The organism is Mesobacillus zeae, assembly GCF_003570705.1.
Lineage (GTDB): Bacteria > Bacillota > Bacilli > Bacillales > Cytobacillaceae > Mesobacillus_C > Mesobacillus_C zeae.
In genome coordinates this window covers 159666-182915 of the sequence record NZ_QWVT01000011.1, presented here as the reverse complement: position 1 = coordinate 182915, position 23250 = coordinate 159666, and the positions used below count along the sequence as shown (strand labels likewise).

The following is a 23250-nucleotide window of genomic DNA, read 5'->3' as shown; positions in this document are numbered from 1 at the left end:
CTTTTATGGTAAAAAAAGCCCTTCACCCGCCTGCTGTTTTATTCGTAAATGTAGAAGCCGCGGCCCGACTTGCGGCCAAGCCAACCAGCCTTCACGTACTTGCGGAGCAGCGGACATGGGCGATACTTGTCATCGCCGAAGCCTTCGTGCAGCGTTTCCATAATATAAAGGCATGTATCAAGGCCGATGAAATCAGCAAGCGTCAGCGGGCCCATTGGGTGATTCATCCCGAGCTTCATCACTTCATCGATGGCTTCCTTTGAAGCGACACCCTCATACAGTGTATAAATGGCTTCGTTGATCATCGGCATCAGGATCCTGTTGGAGACAAATCCCGGGAAGTCATTGACCTCTACCGGCACCTTGCCGATTTTTTTCGTGATATCTTCAATCGTTCCGTACACTTCATCTGCTGTGGCAAGGCCGCGGATGATTTCGACAAGCTTCATGACAGGTACAGGGTTCATGAAGTGCATGCCAATCACTTTTTCAGGACGCTTTGTGGCAGCAGCAATTTCCGTAATAGGCAAAGAAGATGTATTGCTTGCCAGAATGGCATGTTCCGGTGCAAGTTCATCAAGCTGCGCGAAAATTTTTGTCTTGATATCCATGTTTTCGACTGCAGCCTCAATCACAAGATCCGCCTCTTTTGCGCTTGCGATGTCTGAAGACCCCTCGATATTTGCAATCACTTCGTCCATTGCTTGCTGTTCCATGCGGCCCTTATCGACCTGCCTGGAAAGATTTTTCCGGATGACCCCAAGGCCACGCTCAACATATTCCGCTTTAAGATCATTCAATATCACTTTATATCCTGCCTGCGCACATACTTGGGCAATTCCGGAGCCCATTTGCCCCGCTCCAATGACCATGATTTTCTCTACCTTCATTTGTTCTCCCCCTTAATCTATGAAAAAAGTTTTATTGTTTTGGCACTTCGATCATGACTGCATCTCCCTGGCCGCCTCCGCTGCAGATAGCCGCGATGCCGATCCCGCCGCCGCGTCTTTTCAGTTCATGCATAAGTGTGAGGATTATCCTTGTTCCGCTTGCGCCGATTGGGTGTCCAAGGGCAACCGCGCCGCCGTTCACGTTGATTTTTTCCGGATCCAGGCTGGCAATTTTCCCACTTGCTAGGGAAACTGCGGCAAAAGCTTCGTTGATTTCAAACAAGTCGATTTCATCGATTGATTTCCCGGTTTTTTTCAAAAGTTCATTGATGACAAGGCCAGGCGTTTTTGGGAAATCCTTAGCTTCCGTCGCAATCTCAGCATGTGCCAGGATCACTGCCATCGGTTTCCGGCCTTCCCGCTCAGCCCTTTCTTCACTCATCAGCACAAGGGCAGCCGCACCGTCATTGACCCCAGGCGCATTGCCTGCCGTAATGGTTCCTTCATTGTTGAACACAGGGCGGAGCCTTGCGAGCTTTTCCAATGCCGTATCTTTGCGCGGGGCTTCATCATTCTTCACAATGACAGGCTCCCCTTTTCGCTGGGGTACCTCAATAGGCACGATTTCCTCCGCCAGTCTGCCCGACTCGATGGCTTCAACAGCTTTTTGATGGCTTCGAAGCGACCAGTTGTCCTGTTCCTCGCGGCTGATTTCCATTTCTTCGGCAACCCCGTTTCCGTAAGTGCCCATATGGACGCCTGTGAAGGAGCAAGTCAGACCGTCATGCGTCATCATGTCTTTCACTTGGGCATCTCCCATCCTTAATCCCCAGCGGGCTTTCGGGATGAAATACGGAGCATTGCTCATCGATTCCATACCGCCTGCTACAATGACTTCTTCTTCGCCAGCGCGAATCAGCAAATCAGCGAGTGTGACACTTCTCATCCCGGAAGCGCATACTTTGTTGACCGTCTCTGTTTTCACTTCCCATGGAAGGCCTGCGTTCCTCGCCGCTTGCCTTGATGGAAGCTGCCCCTGGCCGCCTTGGAGGACGGTTCCGAGAATGACTTCGCCGACTTCAGCCGGATCGACTCCAGCCCTGCCCAGTGCTTCCTTCATTGCAAAACCGCCAAGCTGGGAAGCTGGGAAGCTGCTCAAACCTCCGCCTAATTTCCCAAAAGGTGTCCGTGCCCCTGCTAAAATAACTGTTTTTCCCATGTAGCTCTCCCCTTTGCCAACTATTTTGAAAACTTGATACCAGCCATTTTGCCAGACAGCATTGACTGAACGCTCGCTCAAGGCGCGTCCAAAAGCAAAATGGCACATCCATTTGACGATGCCAATATGTAAGCGTTTTACCACATTTATATTTTACTGCAAAAATAGTAGGAATTGAAACACTTTGCAAAAAATTCGGTTAACTTGCGAACTTTCCAGTGCTTCAATCTCTACTATTCATTGGTGTGAAAATTTTTTATGAAGCAGCTTGCTGCTTTTCGCCAAAGATGGATTTCTCAAGAAGCTCGGCAACATCGTATGTTGAGACTGTTTCTTCAGCCTCTTTCGCTTTTGTGCCGTCGGACAGCATCGTCAGGCAGTAAGGGCAGCCGGAGCTTATGACGGATGGGTTGACAGCGAGCGCCTGCTCGGTCCTGGCCACATTGATTCGGTGTCCAGTTTCTTCTTCCATCCACATCAAGCCTCCGCCAGCGCCGCAGCACATTGCGTTTTCACGGTTCCGTTCCATTTCTTTCAAAGTAACACCAGGGATGCTCTTCAGGATATCCCTTGGCGCATCGTACACTTCGTTGTAGCGGCCAAGATAGCAGGAATCATGGAATACAATCGTTTCATCGACTCTGTGCTTCGGCACAAGCTTCCCTTCTTTCACAAGCTTGGCAAGCAGTTCTGTATGATGGTACACTTCACCCTCAAATCCAAAGTCAGGATATTCGTTTTTGAAAATGTTGTAGGCGTGCGGGTCAATCGTTACGATTTTTTTCACATCGTTCTTCTCGAATTCCTCAATGTTCTTCGTCGCAAGCTCCTGGAATAAAAATTCGTTTCCGAGACGCCTTGGCGTATCTCCGGAGTTCTTTTCCTTGTTTCCAAGGATGGCAAACTTGATGCCAGCCTCATTGAGAAGCTTCGCAAAGCTGAGGGCGATCTTCTGGCTGCGGTTGTCAAAGGCACCCATGGACCCAACCCAAAGCAGGTACTCAAATTCTTCCCCGGCCTTCTTCATTTCTTTTACAGTTGGGACAACCACGTCTTCACGCAATTCTCTCCAGTTTTCTTTTTCTTTCCGGTTAAGGCCCCACGGATTACCCTGGCGCTCAATATTCGTCATGGCACGCTGCGCATCAGCATCCATTTTTCCTTCTGTCAGGACGAGATAGCGGCGAAGATCGATAATTTTATCCACATGCTCATTCATGACTGGACATTGGTCTTCACAGTTGCGGCATGTCGTACAAGCCCAAATTTCTTCCTCTGTGATGACATCGCCAATCATGCTTGGATTATAGGCGAATCCTGCGGCTGCTTCCTCCGCACCGGCACCCGCGCTGGCAAGCGCAAGCTGGTTTCCTTTTGTCTGGCTGAATGCAAATGTCGGCACCCACGGCTGCTTCGATGTGACAGCAGCACCATGGTTTGTCAGATGGTCACGCAGCTTGACGATTAAATCCATCGGCGACAGCATTTTACCCGTTCCGGTAGCCGGGCACATATTCGTGCATCGGCCGCATTCCACACAAGCGTAAAAGTCGATCATCTGCTCCTGGGTGAAATCGGTAATTTTTCCCGCTCCGAAAGTTTCCTGAGACTCATCTTCAAAATCAATTTTCGTGATTTTCGCAGGCGGGTCCATCCGTGTCAAATACACATTGGCAGGCCCTGCAATCAAGTGAGCATGCTTGGACTGCGGTACATAGACAAGGAATGACAGCAGGAACAGCAGGTGAATCCACCAGGCAATATAAAATACCGAAATGGCTGCCGTTTCAGGGATGCCTGAAAACAGTGCGGCAATTCCCGAGGCAACAGGTTCTGTCCATGTTGCTTCATGGCCATGCCAAATCATACCCATTCCATTGCCCAGAAGAACGGACAGCATCAAACCTCCAATGAACAGAAGGACGAGACCGTTCTTGAAGCCACGCTTCAGGCGGACAAGCTTTTCAACATAGCGCCTGTAAAATGCCCAGACCACTGCAACTAAAATGAAAAGCGTGACGATTTCCTGAAAGAACGTGAAACCGGCGTACAGCGGGCCGAATGGCAGATGAGATCCCGGCTTCAAGCCTTTCCAAATAAAGTCGATTGCTCCGAACTGTACAAGAATAAATCCATAAAAGAACATGACATGGATGATTCCGCTTTTCTTGTCCTTCAAAAGCTTCTTCTGGCCGAATACATTGACCCAGATTCTCTCTAACCGTTCCTTTACTGAATTGTCGAACTCGGATTTCTTCCCGAGCTTGATGTACTGGATTCTTGTCCTGACCACATATACGAAGAGGCTGAATGCGTAAGCGGTTACAATCAGGAATGCAATCAGGTTAATCCACAACAAACCGTTCATAATTAGAAACTACCCCCTTAATATCCTCCGTGATGCCCAGGCTTTCGCCAGGCTCCCCTTTATGAAGAATCTTTCCAAACAAATAAATATTCAGAATAAGTTATCTATTCTTATTATATTATGAATGAGCATTCAGTCAACTCATTTTGCTCAAAAAATTAATTGGTTTGATTTTCCTGTCTATAAGGAATGTATCATAGAAGCAGCAAATTCGGTGAACAATAAGGTAATCAAACATAGAGGAGCCGGATGCTGTGGGAATTGCTAATTGGCTGGCTGCTGCCGCCGGGATGACCCTGCTTGCTGCCATCGATTTTTCCCTAGGAAGGAAGCAGCATTTAAAATCGCTTCGGAAACAAGGGTTTCCTTCCCGTCAGGGATCGATGGATATTTTCACGAGAGGACCTGAGCTTTTTTCTGATTATTTCACTGAACTCGAAAAAGCGCAGCAGCATATCCATATTATCTTTTACATTGTGAAGAATGATAAAATAAGTGCGGAATTTTTGTCGATCCTGAAAAAAAAGGCTATGAGCGGTGTGGAGGTAAGGCTTCTCGTCGATTGGGAAGGAAGCGCGATTTCAAAAAAGACTTTACGCGAGCTGAAGGATGCGGGAGTACTTGTTGCATTCAGCTGCAAGCCCCAGCTCCCTTTCCTTTTTTACACATCACAGGTGCGCAACCACCGTAAAGTTACCGTCATTGACGGACGTCTCAGCTATCTCGGTGGCTTCAATGTCGGGAAGGAATATATTGATAAAGAGGAAAGGCTTTCTCCATGGCGGGATTACCATTTTAAGATATCCGGCGAAGGCGTGCAGGATTTGCAGCAGGTTTTTTTATCGGATTGGAATAAAGCTGCAAAAATAAAACTGATGCAAAACAACATTTATTTTCCTCCATTGTCAGGAGGCAAGGTCCGTCACCAGTTTGTGCCAACGGAGGGAATCCTCCTCGAAGGGATTGTCGCTCACCTGTTGAAACAAGCGAAGGATTCGATTATTATCGGTACGCCTTATTTCATCCCAAGCCGAAAAGTGTTCAGGCTACTGGTGGAAGCCTTGGAGAAAGGCGTCACTCTGACCGTGCTTGTTCCTTTCAGGGCTGACCACCCACTCGTGAAGGAAGCTTCCTATCCATTCCTTCGGCAGCTAATGAAGCGCGGGGCCAAAGTGCACCAGTATGTTGGCGGTTTTTACCATGCAAAGGTCATAGTCATTGATGAAGCGCTTTGCGATGTTGGAACTGCCAACTTTGACAAGCGCAGTTTGTTCCTTAACCGCGAGGTCAATTGCCTTATATATGACCATGGATTCATCCAAAAGGTGCGGGATGTTCTTGAGACAGACATTCGCCACTCCCGCCGGCTCCGCCTGGCTGAGTTGAGTACCTTTAATCCGTTCCGGTCGCTGAAGGAAGCGGCCGCCCGGACCATCTCGTATTTTCTCTGAAAGTTAGGAGGCCATCATGATTATAAAAATGGGCTACGTTTCCCATTCCATCAGCCTGTGGGATGCTTCTCCGGCAAGGACGCTCACCTTTACGCGCTACAATCAGCTTAGCGATGTTGAACGGGCCGAAAAGCTGCTGGAAGTTACCCGAAAAAACCTTGAAAGCACTATAAGAATGGTTCACTACAATATCGCGCACAATATTCCGCTGTACCGGATGTCAAGCTCGCTCGTCCCGCTTGCCACCCACCCTGAGGTTCGCTGGGATTTCGTCGCTCCGTTCAGGGAGGAATGGAGGAAGCTCGGGGATCTTGTGAAGGCGGGGGACTTAAGGACGAGCTTCCATCCCAGCCAGTTCACCTTGTTCACTTCCCCGCACGAGGATGTCACAGACAATGCCGTCATCGATATGGAATACCATTACCAAATGCTTGAAGCAATGGGGCTTGAAGATGAAGCAGTCATCAATATCCATATTGGCGGGGCTTACGGAAACAAAGAGGAAACTCTTCCCCGCTTCCACGAAAATTTGCGGAAGCTTCCTCCAGCTATCAAAAAAAGGATGACATTGGAAAATGACGATAAAACCTATAATTCCGATGAAACGCTTGCAGTTTGTGAAAAAGAAGGAATTCCTTTTGTTTTCGATATTCACCACCATTTGGCCAATCGTGGCGAGAAATCGCTTGAAGAATTGATTCCCGCGTGCTTTGCAACATGGAAAAATATCGGACTTCGCCCCAAAATTCATATCTCATCGCCAAAGTCGGACAAAGCCTACCGCTCCCACTCCGACTTTGTGGACCCCGATTATATCAAGCCGCTGCTTGATGTTTTGAAAAAAATTGGTCAGGATGCTGACTTTATGATTGAGGCGAAGTTAAAAGACCAGGCCGTCCTCAAGCTCGCGGAAGACCTCAACAAAGTCCGGGGCATAAAGCGGGTCGGCGGTACCATTATCGAGCTGTAGAAATGTCGTAGAATGAAAGATTGTTATTTTGGGAAGGCCCGGCGATGCGGGATTTGAGCATCTTGAGGGGAGTAAATGTTGAGGGTGGGCATGTTGTTTGGCTTGCGGATGCAAACCTGGGGTGGCCTACTGTTTGACTCACGGATAGCACATCAGGGAAGGAGCACTGCCTTGCCGTTTGCAGAAGTACATTTTATGACTTGCGGATTCAAACCTTAGGCTGAACCCCGCTTAGCCGCTAAATCTGCTGCTTCCCCTCTTTTACTGGGGAAACATCTCTGCGGAAGCGCTCCCTTCCCTAAAAAAATGACAATTTTTAATATTACTCGCCCAATCTGTGGCGGTGGAAGTGCTAATCCTGCCGATATGGGGTTGAGGGATCTGTTTTTTAGGCGCGGAAGCCGCAGTCTGCGCCAAAACTGGTGAAATGAGCAGGCCTGCGACCGAGATATCAACCAACTGAGGACACTTATCTACCAGCTGCAGCAATATTTCAATCAAGCTCAGCTCGATATCTACCAACTTCGTTAATATATCATCCAAACTGGCGCCAGACGTGGCTTTTCTCCTTTTTACAGAAAAAACTGCCGTACACGGCGCTTTTCTACTTTCCACCAGAAAAACCGCGACACCGGCGCCTTGTTCTGCTAATTCACAAATACCAGATCCGTAATCTAGCAGCTATACCATCAGGAACGCCCATACTCTATCCGTAAATGATAGGTTCCGACGTGCTCCCCAAGGATGCTGAAATTGTACACTGCTTCGACTGAGCCCCGGCTTTCTCCTTCGTGCAGAAACTGGGTGAGGCGCTTTGTGCTTGCAACTGTCTGAAGCAGGCCATACGGCGATTCGTATGTCCCGGAGGTTTCTTTTTCAGCAAGCAGGTGCAGCCGCATTTTAACAGCTCCTGACCTTAAGATCAGCACATCTTCCCCTTTCATTTTTACAGTCGTATGGACTGTGCCCTCCTCGAGCTCTTCATCATACTGAAGGTAGGTGCTGCCCCCTTTCCGGAACCAGCGTCCGGCTGCCTTGAGTTCAAGCAGGTCGCTTTCCCCATCCTTCTCAATCTTTGTCCTTACCGATATGTTAACAGGCATTTGTTCTGCAGGCTTTATTGACACAATTGCACCTCCACATTCAACTCTATGGAAAAACCGGCCCGAAAGAGCTCCGGGCCGGCCTATCCTGTTTCATGATTATTTTACAAAACCAAGCAGCATTTCGCGAATGAGCTTGCTTGCCGTGTTGGCAGTTTGCTCGGAAACATCATAAATTGGTGCGACTTCAACAAGGTCAGCGCCAACCACATTCACCTTGGAGCCGGCAATGGCATGGATGGATGCGAGAAGCTCCTTCGATGTAATCCCGCCGGCATCAACAGTTCCTGTACCAGGTGCATGCGCGGGATCAAGTACATCGATGTCGATTGTCACATATACCGGACGGCCGGCAAGCTTCGGCAGGATTTCCTTCAGAGGCTCGAGCACTTCAAATTTAGAGATGTGCATGCCCTCCTGCTTCGCCCACTCAAACTCCTCCTTCATCCCGGAACGGATACCAAAGGAATAAACATTTTTTGGGCCAATCAATTCCGCGATTTTGCGGATTGGTGTGGAGTGCGACAATGGCTCGCCTTCATAATGCTCGCGCAAATCTGTATGCGCATCCATATGGATAATCGCCAAATCAGCATATTTTTCCGAGACAGCCTTCATGACAGGCCAGGAAACAAGGTGCTCCCCGCCCATTCCAAGCGGAAATTTGTCTGCTGCAAGCAGCTTGTCGACAAACTCTTTAATCGTGTCAAGGCTGCGCTGCGGGTTGCCAAATGGCAGCGGAATATCTCCAGCATCAAAGTATTTGATTTCTTCCAGTTCACGGTCAAGGTACGGGCTGTACTCTTCAAGGCCGATCGACACCTCGCGGATCCTTGTCGGGCCGAAGCGGGAGCCTGGGCGGTAGCTGACGGTCCAGTCCATTGGCATTCCATACAGCACAGCCTTCGATTCCATATAGTTGGAATGGCTGCCGATAAACACATTGCCTGAATAAGCTTCATCAAATCGCATCGTACAAACCTTCTTTCTTTATCAATTTCAGCAGCAAAGAACCTTCCGGGAAGAAGGTTCTTCAGCGCTTGCGTTATTTTTTTACTTCACAAGGTCTCCGACAAATTTCGGAAGTACAAAAGCCGCTTTATGAAGCTCTTTTGTGTAGTATTTTGTCTCAATTTCATGGAAACGATCTTCGCTTACTTCAAGCGGGTCGTATTTTTTCGAACCAATTGTAAATGCCCACAGCCCGCTTGGGTATGTTGGGATGTTGGCCACGTACAAGCGCGTGATTGGGAAGATTTCTTTTACGTCTTTTTGGACGCTGCGGATCAAGTCAGCTTTGAACCAAGGGTTGTCCGACTGAGCAACAAAAATCCCGTCTTCCTTCAATGCTTTAGAAATACCTGCATAGAAGCCTTTCGTAAAAAGGTTGACAGCTGGCCCAACAGGCTCTGTTGAGTCAACCATGATGACATCGTATTCATTCTCGCTTTCAGCGATATGCATGAAACCGTCGCCTACCTGGACATCCACGCGGGGATCGTCTAGCTTGCCGGCGATTTCAGGAAGGAATTGCTTCGAATACTCGATAACCTTGCCGTCGATATCGACAAGCGTTGCTTTTTTCACGCTTGGATGCTTAAGGACTTCACGGATTACCCCTCCGTCACCGCCACCGACAACCAATACGTTTTCAGGGTTAGGATGCGTAAATAATGGAACATGCGCCACCATTTCGTGGTAAACGAACTCATCCTTAACCGAAGTCATGACCATTCCGTCAAGCAGCAGCATATTGCCCCACTCTTCCGTCTCGACCATATCCAGCTTTTGAAATTCAGTTTGTTCTGTATGTAACGTCTTGTTGACCTTCATTGTAATACCAAAATTTTCTGTTTGTTTCTCTGTAAACCACATTCCCATTGTTGCTCCATCCTTTCGGCAAAAAAATTTTCCTTCATGAAGAGGGCAATGAAAGACGGTTCCCACTCGCGGACACGCACTTTTTGGAAAAGCTTCGGTAACTGCCCTTCGGACTTTCGCTATTCGTGCAGTCCAACTGCAGCGTGCAAGGCTCCAGTCCATACGTCGCTGAACGGGCGCTTCCGCTTTTCGTATTGTCCAGCTACAGCCCCCAGCGCCTAGTGGACTTCGCCCACCTCTCTACGATAAGTCAACATCGAATCGCTACGCTCTTCGTGTTTCCTTTATCTCGTGCCGGTGTGCTCCAGTCCATACGCCGCTTAACGGGCGCTTCCGCTTTTCGTTATACTTCCCCACATTCATGAATACAAACATCAGAAAAAGTATAGTTGAATCCTGCAAAAATGCAAGCGGTATTTTTTCTTTTTCCCCGGGGGCACAAAAAAATCCATAAATGATCAGGCATAAAAAGGAAGGCTGCCCTTTCATGTATAAAATCCCCCGCTTTTTTCCATGCTAATGATAATCAATTTTTTAAGGGAGGGGGATGAAGCTTGGAAATCATGACAAACCAGCGTTTCCGCAGGACGGCCAAGTACTTGAGAGCTCTGTTGTTCATTCTAGCTGCTGCCGCTACAATCGGGGCTGTGCTTTATTTTTCCGTGATCGGCTATGCTAAGCTGCTCGGGCCGCCCCCGCTTGCTGTACCTCAGTCGACCCTTTACATGGCGGACAACGGAACGGTCATCGGGGAAAGCAACAGCGGACAAAAGCGCTACTGGGTGCCCTTGAACGACATCTCTCCCGCCTTAATGGAAGCAGCGATTTCAATTGAAGATAAAAAATTCTACAGCCATGGGGGTTTTGACTATAAGCGGATCGCCGGCGCTGCCCTTGCCGACATGAAAGCCATGTCTAAGGTTCAGGGAGCCAGCACGATCACACAGCAGTATGCCCGCAACCTTTATCTTGAGCACGATAAAACTTGGAAGCGGAAGCTGTCGGAAGCTTTTTATACACTCAGGCTTGAAATGAATTACAGCAAAAATGAAATTCTTGAAGGCTACCTCAATACGATTTATTACGGAAATGGCGCCTATGGCGTCCAGGCTGCCAGCCGTTACTATTTTGGCAAAGATGCCAGTGACTTAAACCTTGCAGAAGCAGCGATGCTTGCTGGGATTCCTAAAGGCCCCAGTCTGTATTCACCGTTCGCATCAAAGGAAAGAGCGGAAAATCGCCAGGCCACCGTTCTGCAGGCAATGGAAAATAACGGATATATCAGTGCCGCAGAGCGGAATAAGGCACTCTCGGAGTCTTTGAAGCTCATCGGAAAGCATGAAAACCCAGACCTTGGCAAAGCTCCGTATTTCCAGGATGCCGTCCGGAATGCGCTGAAAAACACACTTAAGTTCGATGACAGGGCGCTCGCACTTGGCGGCCTGAAAATTTATACGACCTTGAACCTAAAGCAGCAAAAAATTGCAGAAGAAGTAATGGAGCAGGAAATTTCGAAGGACTCGGATATACAGGCGGGATTTGTGGCCATGGATCCGAAAACAGGACATGTAAAAGCAATGATCGGCGGCCGGGACTATAAGGAAAGTCCTTTTAACAGGGCAGTCCAGGCTGTGAGGCAGCCTGGTTCAACGATGAAACCGCTGTTGTACTATGCGGCACTTGAACAGGGATTCACCCCCGCCACGACAATGAAAAGCGAGCAGACAACCTTCCGTTTCGAGGACGCGCGGCAGCCATACACGCCGCACAATTTCAACAATAAATACGCCGAGGGCGACATTACGATGGCTCAGGCGCTTGCGTTGTCCGACAATATTTACGCAGTCAAGACGCACTTGTTCCTTGGCGAAAAAGCTTTAATCGAAACAGCAAAAGAATTTGGGATTACCACCAAAATGGAAAAGGTTCCATCGCTTGCCCTTGGTACATCCGGGGTGAAGGTGATTGAGATGGCAGGCGCGTACAGCATGATGGCCAACGGCGGAAAAAAAGTGGAGCCTGTCCTGATCGAGAGGATCGAGAACCAGCATGGCGATGTCATCTATGAGCACAGCGAAGAAGCTGAAACTGTGCTGAAGCCTGAACTCGCTTCTGTGCTGACACATATGATGACAGGCATGTTCGACAGAAAGCTTGACGGATATACTTCCGTTACAGGCCGCTCAATGGCAACAGCAATGTCCCGCCCCTATGCAGGGAAATCCGGGACGACTGGCACGGACAGCTGGATGATCGGCTTTACTCCGCAGCTTGTCTCAGCGGTGTGGACAGGATATGACAAAGGAAAACCGCTTGAGCTCAGTACAGAGCAAATTTACAGCAAAAATGTCTGGTTTCAGTTTATGGAAAAAGCACTGGAAGATAAGCCGGTGAAAAAGTTCGAACCGGCAAAAGATACTGTCGGCGTCAAGATTGACCCGCAAAACGGAAAGCTCGCCGGCCCCGGCTGCCCTGTCAAAAGACTCACCTACTTCAAAGAGGGCACAGAGCCTGTTGAACAGTGCACAGACCATCTCAATGAAGAGATCCATAAGAAGCGGAAGCATAAAGACAAGCACAAAGAGAAGCATAAAGAAGAACAATCTCCATGGTACAGGGAATTGTTTTAAAATAGCTGATAAAAAGGGAAAACCCCCGGAATTACTTCCGGGGGTTTTCCTGTCCTAGTATAAACAGCGTTCACACTGTTATTAAGTTTACTTTTTTTCAAACTATTGGGCAAGTCGTATCACACTTTTTTCACAAATTCACCCTATTTTTATTCTTACACTTCAAGCCCTTGTTTCAATTCATCAGCCGATCTTTCCCACATTCCGGCGTCATGCTTCTTCAGAAAGTTTGTCAGGATGCCTTTCGATTTTTCATCCATATGGCTGACAATAATATGTCGTTTGATTGACTTATCCATCCGGTTTACATGCTCCGGAAGGGACTTGTAGCCTCTTCTTGCTTCACGGTTCACAGTCATTTCGCACGCAGTCACACCTGCATAGTAAGGACCCTCTTCCTTCCGGTCGATCGTCACCCATACAAGCCAGTATAGCTTTGCATCAGGCACTTCATCACGATTTGGCAGGAACTTGATCCCTTTTTCCACCGCGCTCCTTGCATGCATGGCGCCAATGTCGACTTCTGCTTCTCCGGCTTCCACATCGATAATGACAGGTGAAACGTTGTCGAGCGTCAGCACGCCTTTTCCAAAGCCGCGATGTTTATCCATTGGATCATTTTTTATAATATTGAAACCGATGCTTTTCTTCTTTTTTTCTTCCACTTACAGTCCCTCCTTGTTAAAACAATTGTAAAAAGAAGTCATTCAGCCCGCCGAGAAGAGATGGGACGACAGTGCTGAAAATAGGCTGGATGATATACCCATTGAGCGGTGTCAGGACAATGATTAAAAAGATTAGGGATCCATACGTTTCCCACTGTGTCATCTTCACGCGCACATTTGCAGGAACTAAGTCTTCAATGATCCGGTAGCCGTCCAGCGGCGGCAACGGAAGCAAGTTGAAAACAAAGAGCACCGTGTTGAGACTGATGAAAATGTTGATGAATGTCTCAGCTATGATGCTTTCAGGGCCAATTCCATACCAAAGGACGAATGCAAGGATGACCAGCAGGAGATTGCTGATTGGACCGGCAGCAGAGACAAGCACACCCGCAAGGCGGGGATTTTTAAAATGAAACCGGTTGACCGGTACTGGGCGCGCCCAGCCAAACCCGACGAGGAAAATCAAGATTGTGCCAATCGGGTCCAGATGCCGGACTGGATTCAGCGTCAGCCGCCCCTGGTTCCGGGCAGTAGGGTCGCCAAATTTCCAGGCGACAAAAGCATGCGCAAACTCGTGGACGGTAAACGCAATAATCAGCGTTATGGCCACGTAAGGAATTTCCTGCAATGAATAGGCCAGGCTCACATTTTACTCTCCTTTACAGGGGCAGACATATGCCTATCCCTTTTCCAATTTTCCATTTTTCAATAGTTGTTACAAGTATACATGATTCATGCCGTAATGTGGAAACAGGAAACACTCGGAAGGGCGCAGTGTCTCCTTGCAGATTTTTGCAAATTATGTGAAACTCAAAGGAGCAAACCTTATATTTGATTTTGGGAGGAACAGACATGCCATACGTAACTGTAAAAATGCTTGAAGGACGCAATGAAGACCAAAAGAAAGCACTTGTGGAGAAAGTGACGGATGCTGTCAGCGAAACAACAGGTGCGCCAAAAGAAAACATCGTTGTTTTTATCGAAGAAATGTCCAAAAACCACTATGGTGTTGCCGGCAAGCGCCTGAGCGACCAATAAAAAACACAGATGGGCCGGCTGCTGATGCCGGCCTTTTACATCCCATTCTATTTAGGGAAAAGATGCTTTAAACAAAAAAAATCCCGGCATTTAATGCCGGGCCAAACCTTTTAAACTCTCGATATATTGAAATGCACTGCTGATTTCCTCATCAGTATAGCGCTGGCTTTTCTTGAGCGTATGGACCTTTTCCTTCACTTCTTCCTTTGGCAGGTCGTCAAAAAACAGAATGGTCGAGACGAGCTCCAGGAACCGGGCGCTCTGTGTGTTGATGTCTGTCAGGCAGTCGCCAAGGCTAGGCATGTCGATGCTGTTCACCCCGAGGAACTCCTGGCCGGTGTCAGTCAGCGTATAGCGGTATTGGTAATAGCCGCCTTTCTTTTCCTTCACCTCATTCAAAAACCCCATATTGCATAGTTCTTCCACCCTTAGGGTCAGCTCCTCGGAATAAGGGCCGTAAAAGTGGAACTGGAACCTTTCCTGGAAAGGGAAATTCATTTTTTTGGCAATATAGATCATTTTCTGCAGCTTTTTCCGTCCGATGACCTCACCCGAGACTGCAATCGCATGAATAATTTTTGCATGGTCTTTTAACAAAGCAAGTCAACTCCTGTTTCGAATGGTCCTTGATTGGGGAGCGCGCCTTCTTTAGCGGGCCCAAGAGGCAAGGTTGCCTCTCATACTGCTGTGTCCTGCCTGCAGGCTAGAGCTCCAGCAGTTCGGAAATTTCCTTTATGGCACTGTTTCCTCTTCCTTTTTCAATAAGATCGGCAGGGAAATACAGCTTATGGTCCGTCCTGCGCTTCCCTGAGATGGCATCGACAATATCTGATTCTCGTGAAAGCTCGCGCAGTTCGCCGTTTTTGGCCATCAAATGGATCGGCAGGCGCTCTTCCTCTTCCCCGGGACGGTAAAAATCGTACGGAAGGTCGGAGGATGAATCAACAACAAGATAATACTCGGGGTCAATCCCTGCCTTTTCAAACAGGACGGAAAGACGCGTGAGTTTCTTGTATTCTTTCGCTGGGTCGAATTCCACGTACTTGAACAGGTTACGGTTAAGGAAACGGCAGCACAAATCTTTCAGGATGACGTCCTCTTCCTCCTGCCAGATTTGAAAATAGTAGAGAACTACTGCTTCATCGAGCTTTAAATAGTCTTCTACTGTCACGTTGTCCTCGAATAATGAATAGAAATGGAGCGGTTTATGTTTAAAAGAATACTTGTGCTCATACAGATACTTGGCGCGGTGCAGTATTTTGGTCAAAATGACCTCGGAGCTGCGTGTGACAGGATGGAAATACACTTGCCAATACATCTGGTAACGGCTCATTATGTAATCTTCCACTGCGTGCATGCCGCTATGTTTGAATACGACCTGGTCTTCTGTCGGGCGCATGACGCGAAGGATGCGCTCCATGTCGAAATGGCCGTAGCTGACGCCGGTAAAATAGGCATCCCTCTGGAGGTAATCCATCCGGTCTGCATCAATCTGGCTTGAGATCAGGCTGACAACAAGCTTGTTTTCGTAAGTTTTGGCGATGACTTCAGCGACTTTTTTCGGAAAGTCGAATGACACTCGGGAAAGGACCTCATTCACTTCCGTATCTCCGAGTATGATCATCCTTGTGAAGTTCTCATGGTCGAGGTCGAATACCTTTTCAAAAGAATGCGAGAAAGGTCCGTGGCCAAGGTCATGGAGCAAGGCTGCACACAAGCTGAGCAGACGTTCCTCTTCATTCCATTCAGGTCGCCCGGCAAAGACATTGTCAACAATCCGGCGCACAATTTCGTATACGCCAAGCGAGTGGTTGAAACGGCTGTGCTCCGCACCATGGAAGGTCAAATACGTTGTGCCGAGCTGCTTGATCCGTCTCAGGCGTTGAAATTCTTTCGTCCCGATCAAGTCCCACACCGCCCGGTCACGCACATGGACATACCGATGGACCGGATCCTTGAAAACCTTCTCTTCATGTAGTTTCTCCGCCGAATATTCCATGGTTTCCCTTCTTCCTGTTCAGCATGTATCTATTATAGCCCGTTTCTTTCCGCAAATCACCCGCATTTTCAACAAAATCTCTCAGTTTTTTACAAAAGCACAAAAGGATTCTATCAGAAAAACTTACCCATCCAGCAGCACAGGCTAAACCGGATGGGTTTAATTTTTTTAGCGTCATTTCTTTTGGCCGATACAAAAAATTCCGTCCCGGATTTGGCCGGCTACAGGAAAATCGCCATAAAAAATCACCTTTAAAAGGGAAAGCTTTAAAGGTGATTTTATTTCAGCTTTTTCGTTATCTTTTCTATCAGCTCATCCTCGCTCATTGCAGCGACAGGACGGTTGTTGACGAATGCGAAGGTCTTTTTCCGGCCCGGCCCGCAGTAAGACTGGCAGCCTATCTCGACCGGCGCGCCAGGATCCAATTGCTTCAGCTTCGGGATCAGCGTTTTAAGGTTCACGGCCTGACAATCGTCGCAAACTCTGAATTCGTTTGCCATTGATTCCAACCCTTTCTATATAAAAAATTCTCTTTTTTTCGTTTTAACAGCTAAAGGGTATTGTACATTTTCCCGACTCTGAATGCAAGTCAGCGGGACCTGTTACCTATCTATGAAAAAAGAAACAATCCCTACTATCCTTTTTTATCAGAATGGTATAAAGCCTGAAAATAAGGGGCATGCTTGGATTATGAGAATGCTACAAGCGCCGGTTTAGCGGACCACGCTGGAGCTGGGCGCAGACGCCGGACGATGACGCCCAGGACGGGAAGTCACTAAGGTTTGATTTCAACAAAAAAAATGATTGGGAGTTGAGGAAGAATGAAAGTTCGTCAGGATGCCTGGACGGAAGAAAATGATCTGCTGCTTGCCGAAACCGTGCTGCGGCATGTAAGAGAAGGCAGCACACAGCTGAATGCATTTGAGGAAGTTGGAGACAGGCTCGACAGGACGTCGGCAGCATGCGGTTTCAGGTGGAACGCGGTCGTGCGCCACCAGTATGAAAAAGCATTGCAGCTGGCAAAAAAACAGCGTAAGCAAAGGCAAAGGATTCTTGGGAAGGACCAGGGAGGCAAGAAAAAGCTTCTTTACTCTCCGCCAGTCCCGACGCTGGAAGACATCGGCGCTCTGCCTGAAACAATGGAAGTTTCTGCTGAGCTCACCGATGTGAAAGCTGACTTTGAATCAATGAATTTACTTGAATCTCTCGGTTCCAAGGAAGCAATGGATTCGCTTGAGGACATGCTGATACGGGGCGGATCAGAACAAGGAGCCGAAGCTGGGGGCATTGCTGATTCCATACATGCAGAAGATGCAGAGCCTGCCGAAGCAGAAGAGAAAGAGATGGAACCTGTCGCTGAAGAAGGTCAAACAGAGGCTGAAACAAAGGATGAGGAAAATAACAAAGCAGCGATTGCGGCTGACGAGCCACAGCCAGCAGCACCGAGATACGTTCAAAGCCCGCAGCAGGGATTGCGGCTGACGCTTGGCCATGTGATTGCCTACCTGCAAAACTTGAACAGCTCAGGTCTTTATACCGATATTTACAAGAGTGAGAATGAAAGATTGAAGCGCGAAATTCTTGGCTTGCGCAAGGAGAACGAGGAATTGAGGAAAAAAGTATCCGACCTCGAGCAAAACTCATTTACGATGCAGGAAGATTACGAGACATTGATGAAAATCATGAACCGCGCCCGCAAGCTCGTGCTTTTTGACGAAGAAGACCGCTCAGCCACGAAGTTCAAGATGGACCGTAACGGCAACCTCGAGAAAGTCGCCGAGTAAGCACCTCGTTGTGAACAATCGCCAGACAGACCCATACCAACTTCGGTTGCATTCCATATAGGGAGTGCGGCCGGAGTTTTTTAGTGGGCGCGTTGGGGTGCGGCGATTTTCAGATTAAAAAGGGGGATGGGGATGATGGTGCTCTGGGGATTGAGTGCGATAGGTTGCCCGTAATCGGGGATATCTAGGTTCAACAGAGATAGTTTGCCCGTGTTTGTAAATATCTGAGCTCAGCCGGAGATAGTTTGCCCGTAATCGGAGATATCGTATTTTAGAGAATCAGGGGGCATGGAAAAAGTCATTTGGTATTCGATGACACAACACTGACAGTGTTTTAAAAAAGCAGTTTCCTATTCACTAGTTTCCTGCAAAAGAAAAGACCGCCACCCATTTTTCAAAATGGTGACGGCCTTTTCTTTTTTACTATCCGAGAAAGCGGCTGTTTCGTTCGATGATTCGATCGTAATAGCCTTCAAACAGCTCGTATTCATCAGGTTCCAGCTGACCCTGGATAATGTGCGAGCTATTTTTGCTCAGGAACATCAAAAACCGAAGCATGATGTCCTGGATGGAGAGAGAAGTTCCGAGCAGCTCCGACAGCGATGCCATGACTTCCGGCTTGATGTCGGGTCCATCGGCCTTGCTGCTCTCTCCTTTTTTGGCAAGCCCGTAAAATTGCCTGATGAGTTCAGCTCTCTCGCTGCCGCTGCCTGTTACGCAAAGATAGATTTGGACGGCGACTCCCCTTCTGAGGCGGCGCTGAGAGATGCCGGCAAACTTTTTGCCTCCGATGCTGAGGTCATAGCTACCGGGGCAATAGGAGCCATGTATTTCCCGCGCTTCTATTTGTACATCAAAGTCCGATAACAATTCCTGTATTAACAGCCACATTGCATCGTAGCCGCGGTTGATATCAATCCCTTTTTCTTTTTCCGGAAAAACGAGCGTCAGGTTCAGCACTCCTTCATCGAGCACGACCGCAAGCCCGCCGGAATTCCGCACAATCACGTCCCAGCCCTGTGTCCTTAAATAGTCCACGCCATCCTGCAGCCCGGGCAGCCTTGTATCCTGGATGCCGAGGACGATGGTCCGGTGGTGCACCCATGCCCGTGCTGTTGCGGGTGATTCGCCCGATCCCACCGATGCGCAAAGTGTATCGTCAGTCGCGAATGACTGCAGCGCATGAAAATGCGGGCCAAGCGCCGACTGATCAATCAGTCTCCAACGATCCTGGCGCAGTAAGCTTAGCGCCTCTTCCATTGTAATTTCTCCTTTAAGTCCATATTCATGACGTTATTATAGCATAGGAAGGAACGCTGCTTAAGGTGTCCTGCGAACAGGAGCCAAATTGACAAAATAGGAGATAGCCGATACGATTTTATTGAGCAAATATTCCGAAAATGGATGCCCTTCTGAAAAAAACAGGAACTGGGGGATATAGAAAATGCGAAATAATAAGCAAGAAGCCATTCAGAAAAAATACCGGGAACAATTACAACGCAAAGAAGAACGGGAGAAATACCGTACACAGACTTTCCTTGCGATTGTGATCGTTATTATATTGGTTATCTTAAACAATGCTTTCAAAGGCTTTTAACAACTTAATAGAGTCTTTTTAAAATTTCCTAGCAGGCAGGTGATTTTTTGAAGTCCAAACTAAATCTGTGGGCCTTCCTTCTTTGTATGCTTTGCTGGCTATTATTTTTTACCTTTTTAATACCCGCGGGCAGCGAAAGGACGGGCTTTTTATATGCCCTTTTATACATATCGATGATTTCTTTCTTCCTGGCTGTTTGGGGTTTGGGAGGAACCAGGAATGTATGGTCAGCATTTCGCAGCGTGCTGACTATTTTATTAGTTGCGACGCTGGCCATATGGATGGGATTTATCTTGGTAACGGGGAATCTATTGGGGTAGATAACGGGTCATGCCTGGTTTTGTTTTTCCACATATTGTCTAATTGTCCGAATCAGGCTGTTTTCTGTCCGAATGAAAGCTTTTTTTGTCTGAATCATTGTGTTTCTTGTCCGAATCCCCCAGATTTCTGTCTTAATCACGGTATTTCCCGAGAGAATGAAATTATTTCCCAAGCCTCAAGGTAGAATTTTGGCCAATCCAGCAGGTTTTGGACCCCATTTTGCCCTCGAACCCAGTGTATAGGGGGCATTTTCAATCCAGAAGCACCTCTCTACCCAAATCCCCCCTTCAACACAACAAAAAAGCCGGATTCCCGCTTTGGAATCCGGCTACTTTTAAAAATTTATTTGAACATTGCCTGTGCGGCGGTGATGAGGGCGAGCTTGTACACATCTTCCTCACTGCATCCGCGGGACAGGTCGTTGACAGGGCGGTTAAGGCCCTGGAGGATTGGACCAACAGCTTCGAACCCGCCGAGCCGCTGGGCAATTTTGTAGCCAATATTTCCGGCTTCAAGGCTTGGGAATACAAATGTATTGGCATCTCCCTGGATCGGGGAGTCCGGCGCTTTTTTCGCGGCCACGGAAGGCACGAAAGCTGCGTCAAACTGGAACTCTCCGTCAAGAATGAGAAGCGGGTCGCGGAGTTTTGCCTCTTCCACAGCTTTTGACATTTTTTCCGTCTCCGGAGACACGGCAGAGCCTTTTGTCGAGAAGCTTAGCATTGCCACGCGCGGTTCAATATCAAACATTCTTGCTGTTCTAGCACTCTCTACCGCGATTTCCGCAAGGTCCTGGCTGTCAGGGGAAATATTGATCGCACAGTCGGCGAACACATATTTCTCATCTTCACGGACCATGATGAAAACGCCTGAAGTTTTACGGACGCCTTCCTTTGTCTTGATGATCTGTAACGCCGGCCTTACAGTGTCTGCCGTCGAGTGCGCTGCACCGCTCACTAGTCCGTCAGCTTTGTTTGCATACACTAACATCGTTCCAAAATAATTTTCATCAAGAAGGATTTGGCGGGCCTGCTCTTCACTCGCCTTCCCCTTCCGCCTTTCAACAAAAGCTGCTACAAGCTCGTCCATCATGGCAAAATTGGCCGGATCGTAAATTTCCGCCCGTTCAAGAGAAACGCCAAGGTCGGAAGCCAATGCCTGGATTTTTTCAATGTTTCCTATTAAAACAGGAGTGAGGATGCCATCTTCTGCGAGACGCCCAGCCGCTTTCAGAATCCGCTCGTCAGATCCTTCCGGAAAAACGATGCGCAAATTTTGTCCGCTCACCTTTTCTTTAAGGGTTGTAAATAAGTTGCTCATAATGATTTTGTTCCTCCTTTTACACTCTACTTCAATAGCATACTTGACACAGGGTAAAAATCAATCATGTTGGCGTTTACAATAAATAATTCTTTGTTTTTAAAATTGTTTATCAATAATTACTGTTTCCGATACCTTTAAAGAATATCCTTTTTATGTTCATGTTAAACAAGCACCCTCCCGCTGCAAGCGGCAAAAACATGACGGCTGGCAAAACTATGTTATAGTAGTTGTGTATATTTTTTGAATGATTAGGAGTGAGATTAATGAGTGAAGCAGCACAAACGCTTGATGGCTGGTATTGTTTACACGATTTCCGCACGGTTGACTGGACAACCTGGAAAATGCTGTCCGGAGACGAGCGCCAGGCCGCAATCCATGAGTTCCGCGCACTTCTCGATAAATGGAATACCACGCAGGCCGGCAAAGAAGGCAGCCACGCCCTTTACACAATCGTTGGGCAAAAAGCAGATTTCATGATGATGATCCTTCGTCCTACGATGGAAGAATTAAATGAAATCGAAACGGAATTCAACAAGACGAAGCTTGCCGAGTTTACACTCCCGGCGCATTCTTATGTATCCGTTGTTGAACTCAGCAATTACCTTGCCGATGGAGAAGATCCTTACCAGAACCCGCAGGTACGCGCACGGCTCTACCCTGAGCTTCCAAAAGCGAACCATGTGTGCTTCTATCCAATGGACAAGCGCCGCCAGGGTGAAGACAACTGGTACATGCTTCCGATGGCAGACCGCAAGAAATTGATGTACTCCCATGGTATGATCGGCCGCCAGTATGCCGGCAAGGTCAAGCAAATCATCACCGGCTCGGTCGGCTTTGATGACTACGAATGGGGCGTTACCTTGTTTGCGGATGATGTCCTTCAATTTAAAAAATTAGTCTATGAAATGAGATTTGATGAAGTCAGCGCCCGTTACGGCGAGTTCGGTTCTTTCTTTGTCGGAAATCTTCTGGATGAAGAGCGCATCGCTCCGTTCCTTCAGGTATAATGGTTATTTCAAAGTCTCCGGATCTCCCGGAGGCTTTTTTTGTCATAATCCTGAACAGCTTTCATAAAAATGAATTAGTGAGTGCAGTCCTATCATCTTGACAAGCGTGTAATACAGCTTTTGATTTTACGGCAGCTTTTTTCTGCTAAATAGCTGAAAAAAAACAATCCCACTAAATCATTTTTGAGGAGGAAAAAGGATGACTCAACAATATTATCCGTACTATGATGCGTACAGGGCACCGCAAAACTACCAGCAGGGAACAGGGGCGGCAAGCCAGCCTCAGACAGGTTTTCAAGGATCACAAATGATTTACCCTTATCCGCAAGCCGGGGGCGCTGTCCCGGGCACAGCAGGAGGCGGAATGCAACCCGGAATGCAACCCGGAATGCAGGCGGGCGGTACCCCGGGCGGGGGCATCAATGTGCCTGGTATGCTTCCTGCTGAAGAGTCGTATATTGAAAACATTCTGCGGCTGAACAAAGGAAAGCTTGCGACCATTTACATGACGTTCGAAAACAACCGCGAGTGGAACGCGAAAATTTTCAAAGGGACAATCGAGGCCGCGGGCCGAGACCATATCATCATCAAAGACCCGCAAACCGGAACGCGCTACCTCCTCCTGATGGTCTACTTGGACTACATCACCTTTGACGAGGAAATCGAGTATCAATATCCGTTCAGCGGAGCAGGCGGCCAAGGATTGGCATCTTACCCTCCGCGCTAAAAGACTTAGAAAAAGCGGCCCCGGGGCCGCTTTTTTTCTTGGGAGAAACAGTTGGGGCTGCGGCGAGACTCGGTCTTTGACTGTGAGACCTATAATATGCAGTGGGGCCGAACATTAGCCTTGAAAAGCAGCTGGTGGCGCGGGGACTGGTTTATTGCTGTAGAAACCAGTCCCCGCAGTTGTGCCAGCTTTTACCGAGCGAAACAGCATACGCGGCGACATCACCAGCACACCTAGCTGACTTCATGCTGAAAACAAAACCCGCCCGTCCTACCTA

The 23250-nt window shown here is 48.1% G+C and carries 22 protein-coding genes; 8 read left to right on the top strand and 14 right to left on the bottom strand.

Annotated elements, in window-relative coordinates:
* Positions 1–38: 38 nt before the first annotated feature.
* From D1970_RS06370 to D1970_RS06360, 3 genes are all read right to left on the bottom strand, one after another.
* A complete protein-coding gene (locus tag D1970_RS06370) occupies positions 39–890 on the bottom strand; it encodes a 3-hydroxybutyryl-CoA dehydrogenase (RefSeq protein ID WP_119112050.1) in 852 nt (283 codons plus the stop codon).
* A gap of 31 nt (positions 891–921) precedes the next feature.
* The gene (gene mmgA, locus D1970_RS06365; protein ID WP_119112049.1) at positions 922–2109 is read right to left on the bottom strand and encodes an acetyl-CoA C-acetyltransferase; all 1188 of its coding nucleotides are present in this window, start codon (positions 2107–2109) and stop codon (positions 922–924) included.
* A 256-nt stretch (positions 2110–2365) separates the two neighbouring features.
* Positions 2366–4477 (bottom strand): heterodisulfide reductase-related iron-sulfur binding cluster, encoded by a 2112-nt coding sequence (locus D1970_RS06360; RefSeq protein ID WP_119112048.1) that lies wholly within the window; start codon positions 4475–4477, stop codon positions 2366–2368.
* 254 nt (positions 4478–4731) lie between these two features.
* Between D1970_RS06360 and cls the strand changes: the two genes are divergently transcribed.
* Complete coding sequence (gene cls, locus D1970_RS06355; protein ID WP_259339576.1) at positions 4732–5928, top strand: cardiolipin synthase; 1197 nt, start codon at positions 4732–4734, stop codon at positions 5926–5928.
* 16 nt (positions 5929–5944) lie between these two features.
* The gene (gene uvsE / locus D1970_RS06350) at positions 5945–6898 is read left to right on the top strand and encodes a UV DNA damage repair endonuclease UvsE (protein ID WP_119112047.1); all 954 of its coding nucleotides are present in this window, start codon (positions 5945–5947) and stop codon (positions 6896–6898) included.
* A 261-nt stretch (positions 6899–7159) separates the two neighbouring features.
* On the opposite strand, the gene D1970_RS06345 is transcribed toward uvsE, so the two are convergent.
* The 4 genes from D1970_RS06345 to speE all read right to left on the bottom strand — a co-directional run bounded on the left by D1970_RS06345 (position 7160) and on the right by speE (position 9882).
* Positions 7160–7513 (bottom strand): hypothetical protein, encoded by a 354-nt coding sequence (locus tag D1970_RS06345; protein WP_142920995.1) that lies wholly within the window; start codon positions 7511–7513, stop codon positions 7160–7162.
* A 74-nt stretch (positions 7514–7587) separates the two neighbouring features.
* A complete protein-coding gene (locus D1970_RS06340) occupies positions 7588–8025 on the bottom strand; it encodes a YwiB family protein (protein ID WP_119112045.1) in 438 nt (145 codons plus the stop codon).
* Between the two features lie 75 nt (positions 8026–8100).
* A complete protein-coding gene (gene speB, locus D1970_RS06335) occupies positions 8101–8973 on the bottom strand; it encodes an agmatinase (protein WP_119112044.1) in 873 nt (290 codons plus the stop codon).
* Positions 8974–9054: 81 nt separating this feature from the next.
* Positions 9055–9882 carry a spermidine synthase gene (gene speE, locus D1970_RS06330; protein WP_119112043.1) on the bottom strand — a complete coding sequence of 276 codons (828 nt, stop codon included), beginning with the start codon at positions 9880–9882 and terminating at the stop codon, positions 9055–9057.
* Positions 9883–10436: 554 nt separating this feature from the next.
* On the opposite strand from speE, the gene D1970_RS06320 reads away from it, so the two are divergent.
* A complete protein-coding gene (locus D1970_RS06320; protein ID WP_119112041.1) occupies positions 10437–12512 on the top strand; it encodes a transglycosylase domain-containing protein in 2076 nt (691 codons plus the stop codon).
* Positions 12513–12667: 155 nt separating this feature from the next.
* On the opposite strand, the gene D1970_RS06315 is transcribed toward D1970_RS06320, so the two are convergent.
* Both D1970_RS06315 and D1970_RS06310 read right to left on the bottom strand, forming a co-directional pair.
* On the bottom strand, positions 12668–13177 hold the full coding sequence (locus tag D1970_RS06315; RefSeq protein ID WP_119112040.1) for a YwhD family protein: 510 nt from the start codon (positions 13175–13177) through the stop codon (positions 12668–12670).
* 16 nt (positions 13178–13193) lie between these two features.
* Positions 13194–13823 (bottom strand): site-2 protease family protein, encoded by a 630-nt coding sequence (locus tag D1970_RS06310; RefSeq protein WP_119112039.1) that lies wholly within the window; start codon positions 13821–13823, stop codon positions 13194–13196.
* A 206-nt stretch (positions 13824–14029) separates the two neighbouring features.
* Between D1970_RS06310 and thmT the strand changes: the two genes are divergently transcribed.
* Positions 14030–14215: a 2-hydroxymuconate tautomerase gene (gene thmT, locus D1970_RS06305; protein ID WP_119112038.1), complete on the top strand. Its 186-nt coding sequence runs from the start codon at positions 14030–14032 to the stop codon at positions 14213–14215.
* 90 nt (positions 14216–14305) lie between these two features.
* Here thmT and D1970_RS06300 read toward each other — a convergent pair whose 3' ends face one another.
* From D1970_RS06300 to D1970_RS06285, 3 genes are all read right to left on the bottom strand, one after another.
* Complete coding sequence (locus D1970_RS06300) at positions 14306–14812, bottom strand: YwgA family protein (protein ID WP_119112037.1); 507 nt, start codon at positions 14810–14812, stop codon at positions 14306–14308.
* A 106-nt stretch (positions 14813–14918) separates the two neighbouring features.
* Positions 14919–16214: an HD domain-containing protein gene (locus tag D1970_RS06295; protein WP_119112036.1), complete on the bottom strand. Its 1296-nt coding sequence runs from the start codon at positions 16212–16214 to the stop codon at positions 14919–14921.
* A 278-nt stretch (positions 16215–16492) separates the two neighbouring features.
* The gene (locus D1970_RS06285; protein ID WP_119112034.1) at positions 16493–16714 is read right to left on the bottom strand and encodes a YuzB family protein; all 222 of its coding nucleotides are present in this window, start codon (positions 16712–16714) and stop codon (positions 16493–16495) included.
* Positions 16715–17035: 321 nt separating this feature from the next.
* Between D1970_RS06285 and D1970_RS23265 the strand changes: the two genes are divergently transcribed.
* Positions 17036–17998: an RsfA family transcriptional regulator gene (locus tag D1970_RS23265; protein ID WP_119112033.1), complete on the top strand. Its 963-nt coding sequence runs from the start codon at positions 17036–17038 to the stop codon at positions 17996–17998.
* 423 nt (positions 17999–18421) lie between these two features.
* On the opposite strand, the gene lipL is transcribed toward D1970_RS23265, so the two are convergent.
* Positions 18422–19258, bottom strand: coding sequence for an octanoyl-[GcvH]:protein N-octanoyltransferase (lipL, locus tag D1970_RS06275; RefSeq protein WP_119112032.1), 837 nt, complete (start codon positions 19256–19258; stop codon positions 18422–18424).
* 184 nt (positions 19259–19442) lie between these two features.
* Between lipL and ynzI the strand changes: the two genes are divergently transcribed.
* The gene (gene ynzI, locus D1970_RS22220; RefSeq protein WP_181213326.1) at positions 19443–19595 is read left to right on the top strand and encodes a small membrane protein YnzI; all 153 of its coding nucleotides are present in this window, start codon (positions 19443–19445) and stop codon (positions 19593–19595) included.
* Between the two features lie 663 nt (positions 19596–20258).
* On the opposite strand, the gene pta is transcribed toward ynzI, so the two are convergent.
* Positions 20259–21236: a phosphate acetyltransferase gene (pta, locus tag D1970_RS06265; RefSeq protein ID WP_119112030.1), complete on the bottom strand. Its 978-nt coding sequence runs from the start codon at positions 21234–21236 to the stop codon at positions 20259–20261.
* 266 nt (positions 21237–21502) lie between these two features.
* Here pta and hemQ point away from each other — a divergent pair, with 266 nt between their 5' ends.
* A complete protein-coding gene (hemQ, locus tag D1970_RS06260) occupies positions 21503–22246 on the top strand; it encodes a hydrogen peroxide-dependent heme synthase (RefSeq protein ID WP_119112029.1) in 744 nt (247 codons plus the stop codon).
* 199 nt (positions 22247–22445) lie between these two features.
* The gene (gerQ, locus tag D1970_RS06255) at positions 22446–22973 is read left to right on the top strand and encodes a spore coat protein GerQ (RefSeq protein WP_119112028.1); all 528 of its coding nucleotides are present in this window, start codon (positions 22446–22448) and stop codon (positions 22971–22973) included.
* The last annotated feature ends 277 nt before the right edge of the window (positions 22974–23250 follow it).